The sequence below is a fragment of the Massilia aurea genome (assembly GCF_024753205.1).
Lineage (GTDB): Bacteria > Pseudomonadota > Gammaproteobacteria > Burkholderiales > Burkholderiaceae_D > Telluria > Telluria aurea.
In genome coordinates this window covers 523,247-541,760 of record NZ_JANUGZ010000001.1, presented here as the reverse complement: position 1 = coordinate 541,760, position 18,514 = coordinate 523,247, and the positions used below count along the sequence as shown (strand labels likewise).

Annotated in this window: 18 protein-coding genes; 17 read left to right on the top strand and 1 reads right to left on the bottom strand. The window is 63.6% G+C overall.

The genetic code is table 11. The features are described from left to right. Nucleotides 1-225 precede the first annotated feature (225 nt). From rpsB to NX775_RS02120, 17 genes are all read left to right on the top strand, one after another. Nucleotides 226-978, top strand: a complete 753-nt coding sequence (rpsB, locus tag NX775_RS02200) for a 30S ribosomal protein S2 (RefSeq protein WP_258834511.1) — start codon at nt 226-228, stop codon at nt 976-978. A gap of 139 nt (nt 979-1,117) precedes the next feature. Then, nucleotides 1,118-2,026, top strand: coding sequence for a translation elongation factor Ts (gene tsf, locus NX775_RS02195; RefSeq protein WP_258834510.1), 909 nt, complete (start codon nt 1,118-1,120; stop codon nt 2,024-2,026). A gap of 338 nt (nt 2,027-2,364) precedes the next feature. Next, nucleotides 2,365-3,081 (top strand): UMP kinase, encoded by a 717-nt coding sequence (gene pyrH, locus NX775_RS02190; protein ID WP_183552976.1) that lies wholly within the window; start codon nt 2,365-2,367, stop codon nt 3,079-3,081. Between the two features lie 25 nt (nt 3,082-3,106). Then, nucleotides 3,107-3,667 (top strand): ribosome recycling factor, encoded by a 561-nt coding sequence (gene frr / locus NX775_RS02185; protein WP_258834509.1) that lies wholly within the window; start codon nt 3,107-3,109, stop codon nt 3,665-3,667. Between the two features lie 152 nt (nt 3,668-3,819). After that, complete coding sequence (gene uppS / locus NX775_RS02180; protein WP_370660556.1) at nt 3,820-4,569, top strand: polyprenyl diphosphate synthase; 750 nt, start codon at nt 3,820-3,822, stop codon at nt 4,567-4,569. After that, nucleotides 4,570-5,400, top strand: coding sequence for a phosphatidate cytidylyltransferase (locus NX775_RS02175; RefSeq protein WP_258834508.1), 831 nt, complete (start codon nt 4,570-4,572; stop codon nt 5,398-5,400). A 12-nt stretch (nt 5,401-5,412) separates the two neighbouring features. After that, nucleotides 5,413-6,585, top strand: a complete 1,173-nt coding sequence (gene ispC, locus NX775_RS02170) for a 1-deoxy-D-xylulose-5-phosphate reductoisomerase (RefSeq protein ID WP_258834507.1) — start codon at nt 5,413-5,415, stop codon at nt 6,583-6,585. Nucleotides 6,586-6,602: 17 nt separating this feature from the next. Next, complete coding sequence (gene rseP, locus NX775_RS02165; protein WP_258834506.1) at nt 6,603-7,940, top strand: RIP metalloprotease RseP; 1,338 nt, start codon at nt 6,603-6,605, stop codon at nt 7,938-7,940. An 81-nt stretch (nt 7,941-8,021) separates the two neighbouring features. Further along, entirely contained in the window at nt 8,022-10,370 is a 2,349-nt protein-coding gene (bamA, locus tag NX775_RS02160; RefSeq protein ID WP_258834505.1) for an outer membrane protein assembly factor BamA, read from the top strand. Nucleotides 10,371-10,410: 40 nt separating this feature from the next. Further along, nucleotides 10,411-10,956: an OmpH/Skp family outer membrane protein gene (locus NX775_RS02155; RefSeq protein ID WP_258834504.1), complete on the top strand. Its 546-nt coding sequence runs from the start codon at nt 10,411-10,413 to the stop codon at nt 10,954-10,956. Between the two features lie 57 nt (nt 10,957-11,013). Next, nucleotides 11,014-12,063, top strand: coding sequence for a UDP-3-O-(3-hydroxymyristoyl)glucosamine N-acyltransferase (gene lpxD / locus NX775_RS02150; RefSeq protein WP_258834503.1), 1,050 nt, complete (start codon nt 11,014-11,016; stop codon nt 12,061-12,063). Then, on the top strand, nt 12,060-12,572 hold the full coding sequence (gene fabZ, locus NX775_RS02145) for a 3-hydroxyacyl-ACP dehydratase FabZ (protein ID WP_183552960.1): 513 nt from the start codon (nt 12,060-12,062) through the stop codon (nt 12,570-12,572). The genes lpxD and fabZ overlap by 4 nt, the downstream gene beginning before the upstream one ends. Nucleotides 12,573-12,581: 9 nt before the next feature. Continuing rightward, a complete protein-coding gene (gene lpxA, locus NX775_RS02140; protein WP_258834502.1) occupies nt 12,582-13,370 on the top strand; it encodes an acyl-ACP--UDP-N-acetylglucosamine O-acyltransferase in 789 nt (262 codons plus the stop codon). Next, nucleotides 13,354-14,556, top strand: coding sequence for a lipid-A-disaccharide synthase (gene lpxB, locus NX775_RS02135; RefSeq protein ID WP_258834501.1), 1,203 nt, complete (start codon nt 13,354-13,356; stop codon nt 14,554-14,556). The genes lpxA and lpxB overlap by 17 nt, the downstream gene beginning before the upstream one ends. Beyond that, complete coding sequence (gene rnhB, locus NX775_RS02130; protein ID WP_258834500.1) at nt 14,553-15,221, top strand: ribonuclease HII; 669 nt, start codon at nt 14,553-14,555, stop codon at nt 15,219-15,221. Before lpxB ends, rnhB begins: the two co-directional genes overlap by 4 nt. Further along, on the top strand, nt 15,218-16,003 hold the full coding sequence (locus NX775_RS02125) for a TrmH family RNA methyltransferase (RefSeq protein ID WP_258834499.1): 786 nt from the start codon (nt 15,218-15,220) through the stop codon (nt 16,001-16,003). Before rnhB ends, NX775_RS02125 begins: the two co-directional genes overlap by 4 nt. A 50-nt stretch (nt 16,004-16,053) precedes the next feature. Continuing rightward, nucleotides 16,054-17,250, top strand: coding sequence for an EAL domain-containing response regulator (locus NX775_RS02120; protein ID WP_258834498.1), 1,197 nt, complete (start codon nt 16,054-16,056; stop codon nt 17,248-17,250). A 26-nt stretch (nt 17,251-17,276) separates the two neighbouring features. Here the strand turns inward: NX775_RS02120 and NX775_RS02115 are convergent, their stop codons facing one another. Continuing rightward, nucleotides 17,277-18,293, bottom strand: coding sequence for a LacI family DNA-binding transcriptional regulator (locus NX775_RS02115; RefSeq protein WP_258834497.1), 1,017 nt, complete (start codon nt 18,291-18,293; stop codon nt 17,277-17,279). Nucleotides 18,294-18,514 lie beyond the last annotated feature (221 nt).

Below are 18,514 nucleotides of genomic sequence, written 5' to 3'. Positions count from 1 at the left end.
GCTGTAAGGCAGGGGAAGAGCCTGGGGCAACGCGCCGCCTGGCCCGGCTGCGATTGCACGCTTGAATAATGCTGACAATTCCGCTAGAATCTCGGGTTGCTCGGATTCACATCGTGCAACGTTGTAAAAATAAAGTTTTTTAATTGATAGAAATCGCGAATGTGGCCCTAAAAGGGTGCCTGCTTGGTGACTGGCCACATTCAAGACCCAACCCTGGAGAATTACATGTCCGTTACTATGCGCGAAATGCTGGAAGCCGGTATTCACTTCGGCCACCAGACCCGTTTCTGGAATCCAAAGATGGCACCGTTCATCTTCGGTCATCGCAACAAGATCCACATCATCAACCTGGAAAAAACCATGGCGATGTATCAGGATGCGATGAAAACCATCAAGCAGATCTCCGCCAACCGCGGCACGATCCTGATGGTCGGCACCAAGCGTCAGGCTCGCGACATCATCGCAGCTGAAGCGCAACGCGCCGGCGTCCCATACGTCGACCAGCGCTGGCTCGGCGGCATGCTGACCAACTTCAAGACCATCAAGACGTCGATCAAGCGCCTGAAGGAAATGGAAGTCCTGGTCGAAGACGGCTCGGTCGAGAAGATGTCGAAAAAAGAAGCGCTGATGTTCTCGCGCGAAATGATCAAGCTGCAAAAGTCGATCGGCGGTATCAAGGATCTGGGCGGCGTGCCAGACGCGATCTTCGTCGTTGACGTCGGCTACCACAAGGGTACGATCACCGAAGCCGGCAAGCTGGGCATCCCGGTCATCGGCATCGTCGACACCAACCACTCGCCAGAAGGCGTGACCCACATCATCCCGGGTAACGACGACTCGTCGAAAGCCATCAGCCTGTACGCACGCGGCGTTGCCGATGCGATCATCGAAGGCCGCGCCAGCGCGACCAACGAATTGGCTGACATGGTCAAGGCAGCCGGCGGCGACGACTTCGTCGAAGTTTCCGAGCAGGCATAAGTGATGGCAGGCCATGTGCCTGCTGCCACATAGAAGGGGGCGCCGTACTGTCGAGCCCCCCTTTTTTTAAGCTAAATACTTGCAGAACGCACATCATTCGCGGACTGCACCCCTGGATACACATTTAGGAGAACACACTATGGCAGCTATTACTGCAGCAATGGTTGGCGAACTGCGCGCCAAGACCGATGCACCAATGATGGAATGCAAAAAAGCACTGACCGAAGCCGACGGCGACATGGGTCGTGCTGAAGAAATCCTGCGCGTCAAGCTGGGCGGCAAGGCATCGAAGGCATCGGCACGCGTGACCGCTGAAGGCGTTGTTGCTACCTATATTTCGGGCAACGTCGGCGCGCTCGTCGAAGTCAACAGCGAAACCGACTTCGTCGCGAAGAACGACGATTTCCTGGCGCTGGTGAACCTGGCAGCACGTCTGGTCGCTGAAAACAACCCGGCTGACGTCGCTGCACTGGCAGCACTGCCGCACGAAGGCGGTACCTTCGACGACGTCCGTACTGGCCTGATCGGCAAGATCGGCGAGAACATGACCGTGCGTCGTTTCCAGCGTTTCGAAACCACCGGCAAGCTGGCGTCGTACCTGCACGGCACCCGTATCGGCGTCATCGTCGATTTCGAAGGTGCGGACGAGCAAGTCGGCAAGGACCTGGCCATGCACATCGCTGCCATGAAGCCAGTCGCTCTGTCGTCGGAGCAAGTGCCAGCAGAAATGATCGAAAAAGAGCGTTCGGTCGCTGAACTGAAAGCCAAGGAAGATGCCGACAAGGCCGTCGCCGAAGGCAAGCAGCCACAATCGGCTGACATCGTCGCCAAGCGCGTCGACGGTTCGGTGCAGAAGTACCTGAAAGAAGTCTCGCTGCTGAACCAGGCGTTCGTCAAGAACGACAAGCAGTCGATCGAACAGATGATCAAGGCGGCCAACACCACCGTCAAGGGCTTCACCATGTACGTGGTGGGCGAGGGCATCGAGAAGAAGGTCGACGACTTCGCAGCTGAAGTCGCAGCACAGATGGCTGCCAACAAGCAGTAATCAAACAAACGGGCCGTGAGGCCCGTTTTTGTAGGGTGGATGGCTGCGCCATCCACGCGGTGATGGTTGGCGGTGCGGTGATGGGGCAGCGAGCGGAGCCGGTTTGGTTTGGTTTGGTTTGGTATCCGAACGTAAGTTTTGCAGGATGCATATTGCGTCTCCGTTATCATTCCGGATGAGCGTAGAGCCAACAATCGTCGCGTCCGCCATGCGTAGCGCGCCCCACGCCGTACCCGCTTTACAATCCCATCCGTCCCGGCACGGATGAGACCCGCCCACGAGGCGTTGGTCAGACCCGAATTCGATCCACAGCACTATCTTAAAGGAGCCGCTTCATCATGACAAAACCAGCTTACCAACGTGTCCTTCTGAAACTGTCTGGCGAAGCACTGATGGGCGACGATCAGTTCGGCATCAACCGCGCCACCATCGAACGCATGGTGGCCGACGTGGCCGAAGTCGCCAAGCTGGGTGTGCAGATCGCGGTCGTCATTGGCGGTGGCAACATCTTCCGCGGCGTCGCCCCCGGCGCCCAGGGCATGGACCGCGCGACCGCCGACTACATGGGCATGCTGGCCACCGTCATGAATGCGCTGGCACTGGCGGACGCGATGCGTCACGTCGGCATCACCGCCCGCGTCATGTCGGCCATCGCCATCGAGCAGGTCGTCGAGCCCTACGTGCGCCCGAAAGCGCTGCAATACCTCGAAGAGGGCAAGGTCGTCGTGTTTGCCGCCGGTACCGGCAATCCGTTCTTCACGACCGATACGGCTGCCGCCCTGCGCGGCGCCGAAATCTCGGCCGAGATCGTCCTGAAAGCCACCAAGGTCGATGGCGTCTACAGCGCCGACCCGAACAAGGATCCAACCGCGACCCGCTACGAGAGCATCACGTTCGACGAAGCCATCTCGAAACACCTGCAGGTGATGGACGCCACCGCGTTCGCACTGTGCCGCGACCAGAAACTGCCGATCAAGGTGTTTTCCATCGTCAAGCCCGGCGCGCTCACGCGCGTGATCATGGGTGAAGACGAAGGTACACTGGTCCACGTCTAAATTAACTGAACAACAGGAGAGCAGCATGTCCTTAGCTGACGTCAAGAAAAACGCACAAGACCGCATGGTCAAGTCCATCGAAACCCTGCGCGCCGATCTGGCCAAGGTCCGTACCGGCCGCGCCCACACCGGCATTCTGGATCACGTCACGGTCGACTACTACGGTTCGCCAACGGCGCTGCCGATGGTGGCCAACCTGACGCTGGTTGATGCCCGCACGATCGGCGTCCAGCCATTCGAAAAGAAGATGCTGGCGGCTATCGAAAAGGCCATCCGCGATGCCGACCTGGGCCTGAACCCGTCGTCGCAGGGCGAAATGATCCGTGTGCCGACCCCGCCGCTGACCGAAGAGCGCCGCAAGGAAATGGTCAAGCTGACCAAGTCCGAAGGTGAAGACGCGAAAATTGCCGTGCGCAATATCCGTCGCGACGCCAACGAAGCGCTGAAGAAAATGGTCAAAGACAAGACCGCATCGGAAGACGACGAGCGCCGTTCGTCGGACGAAATCCAGAAGCTGACCGACAAGGCCGTGGCTGACATCGACAAGCTGCTGAGCGAAAAAGAAAAAGAAATCCTGACCGTGTAAGCAGGCATTTCATCGGCGAGCCCCCGGGCTTTCCTGCGGACCGGCCCCGGCAACTTGCCGCGGCCGGTCCGCGTGCCTTATGATTGGCCAATTGCGCAATGCCAGGTGCAATTCTGTAGCGCAGCTCTCTGGCGCAGTTTTATGGAAATCTGATGTTCAAAAGCTCGACCACCGCCGTTCCCGCCACGTCCGCCGTGCCACGCCATATTGCCATCATCATGGACGGTAATGGCCGCTGGGCAACCAAACGCTTGCTGCCGCGCGTGGCCGGCCACGTCAAGGGCGTCGAAGCCGTGCGCGGCGTGGTCGAAGCCTGCGTCGAGCGGGGCGTCGAATACCTGACGCTGTTCGCGTTCTCGTCCGAGAACTGGCGTCGTCCTGCCGACGAAGTCTCGCTGCTGATGCGCCTGTTCGTGACGGCGCTCGAGCGCGAAGTCGCCAAGATGCACGCCAATAATATCCGCCTGAAAGTGGTCGGTGACCTGAGCCGCTTCGACGCCAAGCTGCAGGATATGATCGCCAATGCCGAGCGCCGCACGGCCGGCAACACGCGCCTGACGGTCACCGTGTGCGCGAACTATGGCGGGCGCTGGGATATCATGCAGGCAACCGGCAAGATGGTGAAAGCCAACCCCGGCGTCACCGAGTTCAGTGAAGACATGCTGGCGCCGCACCTGGCGATGGCGTATGCGCCTGAGCCCGACCTGTTCATCCGCACCGGCGGCGAAGAACGCATTTCGAATTTCCTGTTGTGGCAGCTGGCATATGCCGAGCTGCACTTTACCGACACCTTCTGGCCTGACTTCACGCCAAAGGCGCTGGACGAGGCGATTGGCTCCTACCAGGAGCGCGAACGGCGCTTTGGCCAGACCGGCGCCCAAGTAGCGAAGAAGACCAACTAAATGCTCAAGACCCGGATTCTCACCGCACTCGTCCTGCTGGCAGTCCTGCTGCCGGTTCTGTACTCCAACAATTACACGGCGTTTGCGGTGGTGGCCTGCGTCTTTTTCGGCGCCGCGATCTGGGAATGTTTTCGCCTGTTCAACCCCGGCGCCCGTAGCGCGCTCCTGATCGCCGGCGCCTGGACGCTGGCCTTTGCCTACGCGTTCTTCGTGCGCGAGCAGGGCAATCCAACCTTCTGGTTCGGTATCGGCGTGCTGCTGTGGGCGCTGCGTTTCGCACCGACGCTCAAGTTCGGCCTGCCGCCGCTGTCGAGCACCCCCAACACTTTGCTGAGCTTGCTCTATGCGATTTCGCTGGTGGCCTGCTTCGTGGCCATCGTCTACCTGTTCAATTATTCGGCCGTGCTGCTGCTGTCGGTGCTGGCCATCGTCTGGGCCGCCGACATCTTTGCCTATGTCTGCGGCAAGACCTTCGGCAAGCGCAAGCTGGCGCCGAGCATCTCGCCTGGTAAATCGTGGGAGGGCGCCATCGGCGGCGGACTCGTCACGCTGGTGCTGGCCGCCTGCACCGTCCTGTTCGGCGGCGAAGCCTTCGCCGGCACGTTCGCCGTGCGCGTCCAGGCGGGCCTCGGCTGGCTCGGCCTGTTCGCCGTGATTGCCCTCATCGTGGTTGCCAGCGTCGTTGGCGACCTGTTCGAATCCCAGCTCAAACGCCGCGCCGGCGCCAAGGACAGCAGCAACCTGCTGCCGGGCCACGGCGGCGTGCTGGACCGGATCGACGCACTCGTGCCGGTCCTGCCACTGGCGGCGCTGATCGCCACCTGGCTCTAGAAGGAAGTTCACATGCAACGCATTACCATCCTGGGCGCCACCGGCTCGATCGGCGCCTCGACCCTCGACGTGCTGGCGCGCCATCCGGAGCAATACCAGGTGTACGCGCTGAGCGCCCACTCGCGCGTGGAAGAACTGGCTGCCGCCTGCCGCAGTTGCCGCCCCGCGCGCGCCGTGGTCGGTAGCGCCGACGCGGCCGCACGCCTGGCAACGCTGATCGCCGACCTGCCTACCAGCGTCGAATACGGCGAGCAGGCGCTGTGCGATATCGCGTCAAACGCCGACACCGACACCGTGATGGCCGCCATTGTCGGCGCCGCCGGCCTGGCCCCGACGCTGGCTGCGGCCCGCGCCGGCAAGAAGATCCTGCTGGCGAACAAGGAAGCGCTGGTCATGTCCGGCCAGCTGTTCATGGACGCCGTGCGCGAGCACAATGCAACGCTGCTGCCGATCGACAGCGAACACAATGCCATCTTTCAGTCGCTGCCCGCCGCTTTCGCTCGCGTGCCGGCGGCAGCCGGGGTGGCCAAGATCCTGCTCACCGCATCGGGCGGCCCGTTCCTGAACCGCGCCGTCGAGACGCTTGGCGACGTGACCCCGGACGAAGCCTGCAAGCACCCGAACTGGGTCATGGGCCGCAAGATCTCGGTGGATTCGGCAACCATGATGAACAAGGGCCTCGAAGTGATCGAAGCCCACTGGCTGTTCGGCGCGCCGGCCGACCAGATCGAGGTCGTGATCCACCCGCAAAGCGTGATCCACTCGATGGTGTCGTACGTCGACGGTTCGGTACTGGCACAGCTGGGTAACCCCGACATGCGCACGCCGATCGCGCACGCGCTGGCGTACCCGGACCGGATCGCGTCCGGCGTGGCCCAGCTCGACCTGACGCAGATGGCGGCGCTGCAGTTCTTCCCGCCCGATTTCACACGCTTCCCATGCCTGGCCCTGGCCTTCGACGCGCTGCGCGCCGGCGGCACGGCCCCGGCACTGCTCAACGCCGCCAATGAAGTCGCGGTGGACGCGTTCCTCGAGCGCCGCATTGGTTTCCGCGACATCGACCGCGTCATCCGCCATGCACTCGACGCCGTCGAGCATGGCCCGGCGCCGTCGATCGAGGCCGTGCTGGCCCAGGACGCGCGCGCCCGCGAGGCTGCAGCGCATGCGGTCGCCAGTCTGCACTGATTGACGGATACCGCCCAATGACCCTGCTTTACACCGTGCTGGCGTTTGCGCTGGCGCTCGGCCCCCTGATCGTGATCCACGAGCTGGGTCACTACCTGGTGGCGCGTGCCTGCGGCGTCAAGGTACTGCGTTTTTCGATCGGCATGGGACGCGTCGTCTGGTCGCGCCGCTTCGGACGCGACCAGACCGAGTGGGCGGTGTCGCTGCTGCCGCTGGGCGGCTACGTCAAGTTCCTCGACAGCCGCGATCCCGACGCTGGCCCGATCGACAAGAGCGAGCTGTCGCGCGAATTCACGCGCCAGAATGTCTGGAAGCGCATTGCCATCGTCGCCGCCGGCCCGCTGTCGAACTTCGCGCTGGCGATCGTCCTGATGGCCGCACTCTTCATGCATGGCGTGGACGAGCCGTCGGCGCGCCTGCGCGCCGTGGCCGAATCGACGGAAGCCTACCGCGCCGGCGTGCGCGGCGGCGAGACCGTGGTTGCTGTCAATGGCAGCGCCGTGCGCTCGTGGTCCGAGCTGCGCTGGCAGATCATGCACGCGGCGGTCGACAAGACCGACGCGCGCCTGGACCTGCGCAGCACGGGCGGCGGGGCATATACCGTGGTGCTGCCGGCGTCCGTCATCGGCAAGCTCGATGTCGACAGCGACGTGATGGCCACGCTCGGCCTGGACTTGTGGCGCCCGCAGCCGCGCATCGACAAGGTGATCGCCGACGGGGCAGGGCAGCGCGCCGGCCTGCAGGCCGGTGACCTCGTGCTGCGCCTGAACGGTGCGCCGGTGGTGGATGGCATCGCTTTCATCGACGCGGTGCGCGCCGCACCGGGCCGCGCGCTGCAGGTCGAAGTCCAGCGTGCCGGCGCGCCCGTCACGCTGTCGCTGACGCCCGAGGCGGACGCCAACGGCCGCGGCGTGATCAAGGCGATGGTGGCGCAGGCGCCCGAGATGGTGACTGTCTCGTCAAGCCCGTTCGACGCCATCGCGCGCGGTGCGGAGCGCACCTGGGAAACGTCCACGATGACGCTGAAAATGATCGGCAAGATGATTACCGGCGAGGCGTCACTGAAAAATGTGACGGGTCCCATCACGATCGCCGATTACGCCGGACAGACCGCCCGCATTGGGCTCGTCAGCTATTTACAGTTTATTGCCTTTATTAGTATCAGCTTAGGCGTCATGAATTTGTTACCAATTCCCGTTCTGGATGGTGGCCATTTACTGTATTATTCGCTGGAAGTTTTGACCGGGCGTCCTGTTTCTGTGCGCGTCGTCGAGTTCGCACAGCGCGCCGGGGTCGGCCTGCTGTTCATGCTGATGGCGCTCGCCGTCTTCAACGACCTGGGACGCTTACTCTAGCCGCCCGCGGTTCGCTCCCCGGGAGCCCAGTCAAATCACCAAGCAATCGTTGTCCAAATGAGTGACCCTTTGATCCAGCCAATGAAATCACAACAAGATCGTTTCGCCTTGCCGTTCATTCGCCGCAGCCTGATCGGCTCCGCCGTTGTGGCGCTGTGCGCCACGCTGTACGCAAATAATGCCATGGCCGTCAACCCGTTCGTCGTCAAGGACATCCGGGTCGAGGGCATCCAGCGTACCGAGGCAGGCACCGTGTTCAGCTACCTGCCGGTGCGCGTGGGCGAGACCTTCGACGACGTCAAGGCCTCGAGCGCGATCAAGGCGTTGTATGCAACCGGCTTCTTCAAGGATATCCGCCTCGAAGAAGAAAACGGCGTGCTGGTCGTGCTGGTCGAAGAGCGTCCGGCGATTTCGTCGGTCGACTTCACGGGCACCAAGGAATTCGAAAAAGACATGTTGGTCAAGGCGCTGTCCGAAATCGGCGTGGCCCAGACCAAGATCTTCGACAAGGCGTCGGTCGACCGCGCCGAGCAGGAACTCAAGCGCCAGTACCTGTCGCATGGCCTGTACGGCGTGAAGATCACCACCACCGTGACCCCGATCGAACGCAACCGCGTCACGATCATGTTCAACGTGGACGAAGGCGATGTCGCCAAGATCAAGGGCATCAACATCATCGGCAACAAGGCGTTCAGCGACAAAGAGTTGCGCCAGTTGCTCGAGCTGCGCCCGTCCGGCTGGTTCACCTGGTATTCGAAGGCTGACCAGTACTCCAAGCAGAAGCTGACCGGCGACCTGGAAAAGATCAAGTCGTGGTACCTGAATCACGGCTACCTCGAAGCCAACGTCGAATCGACGCAAGTGTCGATCACGCCGGACAAGCGCGACATCTACCTGACGCTCAACGTCACCGAAGGCGAGCAGTACACCGTCTCGAGCGTCAAGCTCGAAGGCGAAATGTTCGGCCGCGAAGAAGAGCTCAAGCAGCTGATCCTGCTCCAGCCGGGCAAGACCTACGTGGGCGACCTGCAAGAAGGCACCAACAAGCTGATCTCCGATCGCCTGGGCACCTTCGGCTACGCGTTCGCCAACGTCACGGCCAACCCGGAGCTCAATCGCGAAAAACGCGAAGTGGCCTTCACGTTCTTCGTCGACCCGGGCAAGCGCGCCTATGTGCGCCACATGAACATCACCGGCAACACCGTCACGCGCGATGAAGTCATCCGCCGCGAATTCCGCCAGTTCGAGAGCTCGTGGTACGACGCCAACCGCGTCAAGCTCTCGCGCGACCGCGTCGACCGCCTTGGCTACTTCAAGGACGTGAAGGTCGAAACGCCCGAGTCGCCAGGCACGTCCGACCAGGTCGACGTGAACATCGCCGTCGAAGAAAAGCCGACCGGTAACTTCATGATCGGTGGCGCGTTCTCGCAGTCCGAGAAGTTCACGTTCACCGCGTCGATCTCGCAGGCCAACTTCGCCGGCAGCGGCAACACGGTCGGCATCGAACTCAATACCAGCAAGTACAACCGGACGATCGCGTTCTCGCAGACCAATCCGTACTTCACCGACGACGGCGTCTCACGCGCGTTCTCGCTCTACCTGCGCACGTCGCGTCCACCGGCGCTGAACATCGGTTCGTACACGGTGCGCCAGACCGGCGGCAACATGACCTTCGGCGTGCCGTTCTCCGAGTCCGATACCGTCTACTTCGGTGCGGGCCTGGAACGTACCGAACTGGAAACCGACGAGTCGTCGCCATCCATCTACCGTACGTTCGTGAGCCAGAACGGCGGCCCTTCGAATGGTGTCGGCTCGGCCACCACCAATGCTATCCCGCTGACGGTGGCATGGGGCCGCGACACGCGCGACAGCGCCGTGACGCCAAGCCGTGGCCGCTTCCAGCGCGCCAACTTCGAAGTCGATGCGATCGGCGACGCCAAGTACTACCGCCTCGTGTACGAACACCAGTGGTGGAAGCCGGTCACGCGCTGGATGACGCTGGCCCTGCGCGGCGAGTTCGACTACGGCAAGGGCATTGGCGGCAGCGCCTACCCGGTCTTCAAGAACTTCTATGCGGGTGGTATCGGTTCGGTGCGCGGTTACGAAAGCTCGTCGCTGGGCGTGGTCGACCAGCGTTACTACGATGCGATCGGCGGCTCGAAGCGCATCATCGTCAACGCCGAACTGCAGTTCCCGTTCCCGGGCAGCGGCACCGACCGCAGCCTGCGCTGGTTCACCTTCGCCGACGGTGGCCAGGTGTTCCAGGAGGACGCGAAGATCCGCTTCGGCGAGTTCCGCTACTCGGCCGGTATCGGTCTGTCCTGGATTTCCCCGGTCGGTCCGCTCAAGTTGAGTTATGCTAAGCCGCTGAATTCGCTGCCAGGTGACCGCCTGGAGCGCTTCCAGTTCCAGATGGGTACCGGTTTCTGACCGGCCCACTGCGTCCTGAAGAACGATTGCGAGAGACTTTATGTTGAAAAATCTGATTGCCTCGCTGCCTGACGGCTTCAAGCCCACCGTGGCGCCAGCCTTGCTGCTGGCCGCGGTGTGCGCGTCGCCGCTGGCACAGGCGCAGGCGCAGGTGGCGACGGGCCGCATCGGTTTCGTCTACACCGAGCGCCTGATGACCGACTCCAAGATGGCCAAGGCGGCTGACGCCAAGCTGGCCGCTGAATTCTCCAAGCGTCAGAAGGCCATGGAAGAGATGGTCGGCAAGTTCAAGGGCGCGTCCGAGAAATTCGATGCCGAAGGCAGCAGCCTGGCCGAGCTGGAACGCACGCGCCGCGCGCGCGAGCTGTTCAACATGCAGAAAGACGTCGAGCGCATGCAGCGCGAGTTCCAGGAAGACCTGCAGCAGCGCAAGAACGAAGAACGCGCCGCGATTGCACAGAAGGCCTACAAGCTCGTGGAGCAGTACGCCGAAGCCGAAAAGCTCGATGCGGTACTGGTCGAAGCGGCGTGGGTGAACCCGCGCGTGGACATCACCGACAAGATCCTCAAGCTGCTCGACAAGTAACATCTGTCGGCAGTGTTTTCCTGCTTTACCGATTTTGACTCACACTGAAAGACCGAGATGGGCATTCGACTAGGCGATTTGGTCGAGCGCTTCGGCGGACAGCTGGTGGGCGACCCGAACCTCGAGGTTACGGCGATTGCTCCCCTGGACACGGCCGGCGCTTCGCACATCAGCTTCCTCTCCAACAGCAAGCTGCGCGCACTGGCGGCGCAAAGCGGGGCCGCGGCCCTGATCCTGTCGCCGCTGGACGACCCGACGGTAGCCGCGACCTATGAAGGCGCGCGCATCGTCACCACCAACCCTTACGCATACTTCGCCCGCGCGGCGCAGTATTTCGCCTCGCTGACCGACCATGTGCCGCCCGCAGGCGTACACCCGAGCGCCGTCGTTGCGGAGTCCGCCGTGATCGATCCGAGCGCCCACATCGGGCCGCACGTGACGATCGACGACGGCGCCGTGATTGGGGCGCAGGCCGTCATCGACGCCGGCTGCTACGTCGGGCGCAACGCCGTCATCGGCGAAGGCACGCACCTGTTCGCGAACGTGACGTTCCACGCCGGCTGCGAGATTGGCAAGCGGGGCATCCTGCATTCGGGCGCCGTGATCGGCACCGACGGCTTCGGCTTTGCCAACGAAGGCGGCGTGTACATCAAGATTCCGCAGACCGGCCGCGTGCTGATCGGCGACGACGTCGACATCGGCGCCAACACGACGATCGACCGCGGCGCGCTCGAAGACACGATCATCGAAGACGGCGTCAAGCTCGACAACCAGATCCAGATCGGCCACAACACCCGCATCGGCGCGCACACCGCGATGGCCGGCTGCGTCGGCGTGGCCGGCAGCGCCAAGATCGGTAGCCGCTGCACGTTCGGCGGCGCCGCCATGGTGCTCGGCCACCTCGAGATCGCCGATAACGTGCATATCTCATCGGGTAGCATGGTATCGCGCTCGGTGCTCGAACCTGGCCAGTACACGGGCTTTTACCCGCTGGCCAAGAACGCTGAATGGGAACGCAGCGCCGCGATCGTGCGCAACCTGGGCTCGATGCGCGAAAAACTGCGCGCGCTCGAGAAAACCATCAAAACCCTCACAGAACAACAATGACTACGCCAGAACTCACCACCCTCGACATCAACCAGATCAAGGAATACCTGCCGCACCGCTATCCGCTGCTGCTGGTCGACCGCGTGCTGGATGTCGAACTGGGCAAGCGCATCGTCGCGATCAAGAACGTCACCATCAACGAAGAATTCTTTAACGGCCACTTCCCGCACAAGCCGGTGATGCCGGGCGTCCTGATGATCGAAGCGATGGCGCAGACCGCCGCGATCCTGTCGTTCATGACGATGGGCGTCAAGCCGGATGAAAACTCGGTCGTGTACTTCGTCGGCATCGACAATGCGCGCTTCAAGCGGCCAGTGGAGCCGGGCGACCAGCTGCGCATGGAAGTGGAAATCGTGCGCGTCTCGCGCGGTATCTGGAAGTACAAGGCCGTCGCCACGGTCGACGGCAAGGTCGCTGTCGAGGGCGACTTGATGTGCACGATCCGGGGCGCCGCCGAAGCGCCAATGAAAGGCGCCGGGGCGGCACCGGCTGCATCCACGCCCGAGTAAGGAGACGTGATGAGCAAGATCCATCCAACCGCGATTGTCGATCCGCAGGCGCAGCTCGACAGCTCGGTCGAGGTCGGGGCCTATTCGATCGTCGGGCCGAACGTCCGCATCGATGCCGGCACCGTGATCGGGCCGCACGTCGTCATCGATGGCCACACGACGATCGGCAAGGACAACAAGTTCTTCCAGTTCTGCTCCATTGGCGCTGCGCCACAGGACAAGAAGTGGCAGGGCGAGCCGACGCGGCTTGAAGTGGGCGACCGCAACACCGTGCGCGAATTCGTCAGCTTCAACCTCGGCACAGTGCAGGATGAAGGCGTCACGCGCCTGGGCAACGACAACTGGATTTCGGCCTACGTCCACCTGGCGCACGACTGCCAGGTCGGCAGCAACACGATCTTCTCGAACAATGCGCAGCTCGCGGGCCATGTGCACGTGGGCGACTGGGCGATCCTGTCCGGCTTCGTCGGCGTGCACCAGTTCTGCAAGATCGGCGCCCACGCATTCATCGGCATGTACACGAGCCTGACACAGGATGTGCCGCCGTACGTGCTGGTATCGGGCAATCCGGCCGGTGCGCGCGGCGTCAACCTCGAAGGCCTCAAGCGCCGCGGCTTTACGCGCGAGCAGCTCGACGGCATCCGCAGCGCCTACAAGCTGCTGTACCGGAACGGCCTGACGCTCGAAGAATCGAAAGCCGCGCTGCAGGCCGAAGAAGAACGCCTGCCGGCAGCAGCAAACGACATTCGCCTGCTGCGCGATTTCCTCGGCACCGCAAGCCGTGGCATCGTTCGCTGACGGCGTGCCGTCCACTGCGGCCCGCGATGTGTCGCTGGCCCTGGTGGCCGGCGAAGCGTCCGGCGACATGCTGGCGGCGCGCCTGCTGGCCGGCCTGCGCCCGCATCTGCCACAAGCGCGCTTCCACGGTATCGGTGGGCCGCGCATGATTGAGCAGGGCATGGTGAGCGACGTCCCGATGGACCTGCTGACGGTGCGCGGTCTGTTCGAAGTCATTCCCCGCTACCGCGAGCTCAAGGGCATCCAGAGCCGCCTGCGCGATCGGCTGATCGCCGAGCAGCCGGCCGCCTTCATCGGCGCTGACTACCCCGGATTCAACCTGGGCCTGGAGGAGCAGTTGCGCGCCGCCGGCATCCCGACGGTGCACTTCATCGGGCCGCAGATCTGGGCCTGGCGCGGTGGCCGCATCAAGAAGATCCAGCGCGCGGTGTCGCACATGCTCGTCATCTTCCCGTTCGAAGAAGCGATCTACCGCGCTGCCGGCGTGCCCGTGACGTATATCGGGCACCCGCTGGCCGAGACGATTCCGCTGGCGCCCGACGTGGCCGGTGCGCGCCGCGCACTGGGGTTACCAGATGATGCGCGTGTCGTTACCGTCATGCCGGGCAGCCGCATGGGCGAACTGAAATACCTGGCCGAGCCATTCGTGCGCGCCGTGCAGCTGCTGGCGGCGCGCGATCCTGGCCTGCGCTTTGTCGTGCCCATGGTCGGCGAGCGCCAGCGGGCGTATTTCGACCAGATCGTCACCGCAGCCGGCCTGCAGGGCGTGGAGCTGATCGTGACTGCCGAAGGCTCGCATACGGCGATTGCCGCCGCCGATGCGGTGCTGGTCGCCTCCGGTACGGCCACGCTGGAAGTGGCGCTATTCAAGAAGCCGATGGTCATCGCCTACAAGGTCATGCGCGCTTCGTGGGAGATCATGCGGCACATGGGTTACCAGCCGTGGATCGGCCTGCCCAACATTTTGGCGCGCGAATTCGTCGTGCCCGAGCTGCTGCAGCATGCGGCCACGCCCGAAGCGCTGGCCGACGCCGTCTGGCGCCAGCTGCAAGACACCGCAGGGCGAGAGCGCCTGGCGCAGCGCTTCCTCGACATGCATCACAGCCTGCTGCGCAACAGCGCCGAAGAGAGCGCGCAGGCGGTGCTGCAGATTATCGGGCGCGCGGCGCCTGGAACACGTAGATGACAAAAACCAGAATCAATCTGTATCCGGGCCTGCCCACCAGGGGCCGGCCGTTCACCGCACTGGACATCGTGTGCGGCGTTGACGAAGCCGGGCGCGGCCCGCTGGCAGGACCCGTGTTTGCTGCGGCCGTCATCCTCGATCCGCGCCGTCCGATCGATGGCCTGCGCGATTCAAAAAAACTGACCGCCGCGCGGCGCGACGAACTCGCGCCGCTGATCCGCGCGCAAGCGCTGGCCTGGGCAGTGGCGGAATGCTCGTGCGAAGAAATCGACAGGATCAACATTCTGCAGGCGACCATGCTGGCGATGCGCCGCGCCGTGGAGGCGCTGCAGCACGCGCCGACCATCGCGCTCATCGACGGCAACCGCTGCCCCGAGCTGACGGTGCGCGCGCACGCGATCGTCAAGGGCGACGACAAGGTCAATGCAATTTCAGCCGCGTCGATCCTGGCCAAGACCGCGCGCGACGCGGCGCTGGTGCGGCTGCACGAACAGTATCCGCAATATGGCTTTGATCAGCACAAGGGCTATGGCACCGCGCTGCACCTGGAACGCCTGGGCGCGCACGGGCCGTCGCCGGCGCACCGGCGCTCGTTTGCACCGGTGCGTGGGATGCTGCAGACCGATTTGTTCGGCGTCATGGCTGGCAATGGGGTGAGCGCATGAAGACCATCACCTCGCGCGATAACGCGTTTTATAAAGAGATCAAGGCGCTCGCCACCAGCTCGCAGGCGCGGCGCAAGGCTGGTCACAGCCTGCTCGACGGCGTGCACCTGTGCCAGACCTGGCTCGACCTGCGCGGCGCGCCACGCCACTGCGTGGCGTCCGAGGGGGCATTGGGCAACCCGGAAGTGCAGGCCATCGTCGCGCGCTGCGGCGCCGTGAACGCGCCGGTGACTGCGCTGCCCGATGCGCTGTTCAACGCCGTCAGCCAGGTCGAGCATGGCGTGCATCTGCTGTTCGTGATCGACACGCCGCAGCCGGCAACGGCGCCGGCGCTGGTGATGGCCAGCGTGCTGCTCGATGGCGTGCAGGACCCGGGCAACGTCGGATCGATCCTGCGCAGCGCTGCTGCTGCCGGCGTCAAGCAGGTGTACTGCAGCCCCGGCACTGCGTTCTGCTGGTCGCCGAAGGTGCTGCGCGCGGCGATGGGCGCGCACTTCGTGCTGGAGATCTTCGAGCACGTCGAACTGGCGGACCTGGTGCGCACGGCGCAGGTGCCGGTGCTGGCCACCAGCGGCTATGCGGCCGAAGGCCTGTATACGCTGGACCTGCGGCTACCTGTGGCGTGGGTGCTGGGGCACGAAGGGCAGGGCGTCTCAAACGAGGTACTGGAGCTGGCCACGCACCGCGTCGCGGTGCCGCATCTGGGGCAGGTGGAGTCGCTCAATGTCGCCGCCTGCGCCGCCGTGTGCTTCTTTGAAGGCCTGCGCCAGCAGCAGGCATAGACGGCGTCCGCGCCATCCAGTAGGCTAGCGGCTTGTAACGTGGAGTAACGATGGACATCGCGCATTTGCATTTTCTGGTGGCGCAAGCCGACCCTTCCGAACGCCGGGCGCTGGTGGCCCTGCTGGGGCAACTCGGCGCCGGCCAGGTCACCGACGTCGCCGACGGCGCGGCTGCGCTGCAGGCGCTGGAAGCCAGTGCGACGCCCCGCGTCAACGTCGCGCTGATCGACCTCGATTTGCCTGGCATGGACGGCTTGACGCTGCTGCGGCGCCTGGGCGAGATCCAGTGCGGCGCGCGCCTGATCGTCACCGGCGCGCAGCCGGCAGGCCTGCTGTTTTCCGTCGAGACGCTGGCCGAAGCCTTCGGCATCGAGCTGCTTGGCGCCATCGCCCGGCCGGTCACCGCCGTGACGCTCAAGCCGGTGCTCGAGAATTACACGCCATTGCCGCGCCTCGCCCAGACGCCAGCCGAGCCGCGCTTCACGTTCCAGCAAGTGGGCATCGGCCTGCAAAAGCGTCAGTTCGAGCCGTACTTCCAGCCGAAGATCGAGCTGGCGACGGGGCAGGTCAAAGGCCTCGAGGTATTCGCGCGCTGGAATCACCCGGAGCATGGGGTGCTGGGGCCGGCCTCGTTCGTCGATGCGCTGGGCGAGAGCGGCCGCATCGACTTTCTCGACTGGAGCATGATCGAGTTGTCGGTCGAGCGCCAGCGCTGGCTGCAGGACCAGGACATCGCGATCCCGATCTCGCTGAACATCGCCTCCGAAACGCTGGCCCATCCTGCGTTCGTGCGCCAGATGTCGGCGTGCCTGGAGCGCCACGGGGTCGCCGCGACCGACGTGACCTTCGAGATCTCGGAATCGTCAGTGCTGAACACGGACCCCGACTTCATCGAGCGCCTGGTTCGGCTGCGGATGATGGGCTTCGGCCTGGCCATCGACGACTATGGCACCGGCCGCTCAAACCTGCAGCTGCTGGCGCGCATCCCGTTCACCGAACTGAAGATCGACCGCAGCTTCGTCGACGGCGCCTCACGCCGCCTGCCGCTGAGCACGCTCCTGCGCTCCTGCCTGAGCCTGGCCCACAGCCTGGACCGCAAATCAGTCGCCGTCGGCGTCGAAACCCGCCGCGACTGGGACTTCCTGCAAGCCCTCGGCTGCACCTACGCCCAGGGCTACCACATCGCCAACCCCATGCCCGCCACCGCATTCCCTGCCTGGCTGAGCGACTGGCGCCAATACTTCTAACCCCCAGAGCGCCTCAGGCTTTCACGTCAGGTGCGCGCTGGCGGGGCAGTTGAGTCGCGCATCACCAGTTCCAGGCTGTAGCGAATCTTTGCCGGCTTGATCTCGGCGCCCTGGATCAGGGCGATGACCTCGGTGACCGCGCGCTCGCTCATGGCGTCGTACGGCGGGCGCATGGTGGTCAGTTTGGGAAAGACATAGCTCGACGTCGGAATATCGTCGAAGCCGATCACCGACACATCGCCCGGCACCGACAGGCCGCGGCTCTTGAGTGCATCCATGGCGCCAAACGCCATCTCGTCGTTGGCGGCAAAGATCGCGCTGGGCGGGTTGGGCAGCGCCATCAACTGCTCGGTGGCCGCATAGCCCGAGGTCTGGTTGAACGCGCCTTGCACCACCAGAGCCGGATCGGGTTCGATGCCCGCGGCGGCCAGCGCCTCGCAATAGCCCCGGTAGCGTTCCGCGCTCTGCCCCGTACCAGGGTTGCCGGCAATGAAGGCGATCCGGCGGTGTCCCAGCGACAGCAGGTGCCCGGTAGCGGTGCGCGCGCCGATACGGTTCTCGACCGTGATCACCGGCACGTTCATGTCCTGCGCCTCGAAGTTCATCAAGACGCAGGGAAAGCGGCATTCGTTGACCACATCCAGGTACTCGTCGCCGCAGCTGGGCAGTACCAGCAGCAGGCCGTCGCACAGCTTGCTCAGCATCTCGCTGGTGCCCATCCGGCCCGGACCGGCGAAGCGTTCGGCATTGAAAATGATCAGGTCGTAGCCGCGCGCGCGCGCATGGTCGCTGATGGTGCGGATAATCTCGTGCAGGATCACGGAACCGTAATTGTTGACGAAAACGCCGATCAGGTTGCTCTTGTCGCCGCGCATGCGCCGCGCCAGCATGTCCGGCGTGTAGTGGAGTGTTGCGGCCGCTTCCATGATGCGTGCACGGGTCGCTTCCGACACGTAGCCGACCCCGCGGATCGCCCGCGACGCCGTGATCGGGGACACCCCCGCCAGCTTGGCCACTTCACTCAATTTACTCGGCTTGCGCATGCGGCATCCATTGATTTCGAGACGATGATTGTAGTGTCTGGAGGCAAGTTCGGTACATCGATCAGAGAGATATGCAGGACATGTGGTGACGATACCACTTGCCGCGAAAATATAAATTTCGTGATTTTTTCTTACGTATTCAGGTACTTGCGTGAGCGTTTCGCGCGCCAAAAATCTTGACGTCTTGCAAATCAAAACCGTGATGGTAACGTGACCACATG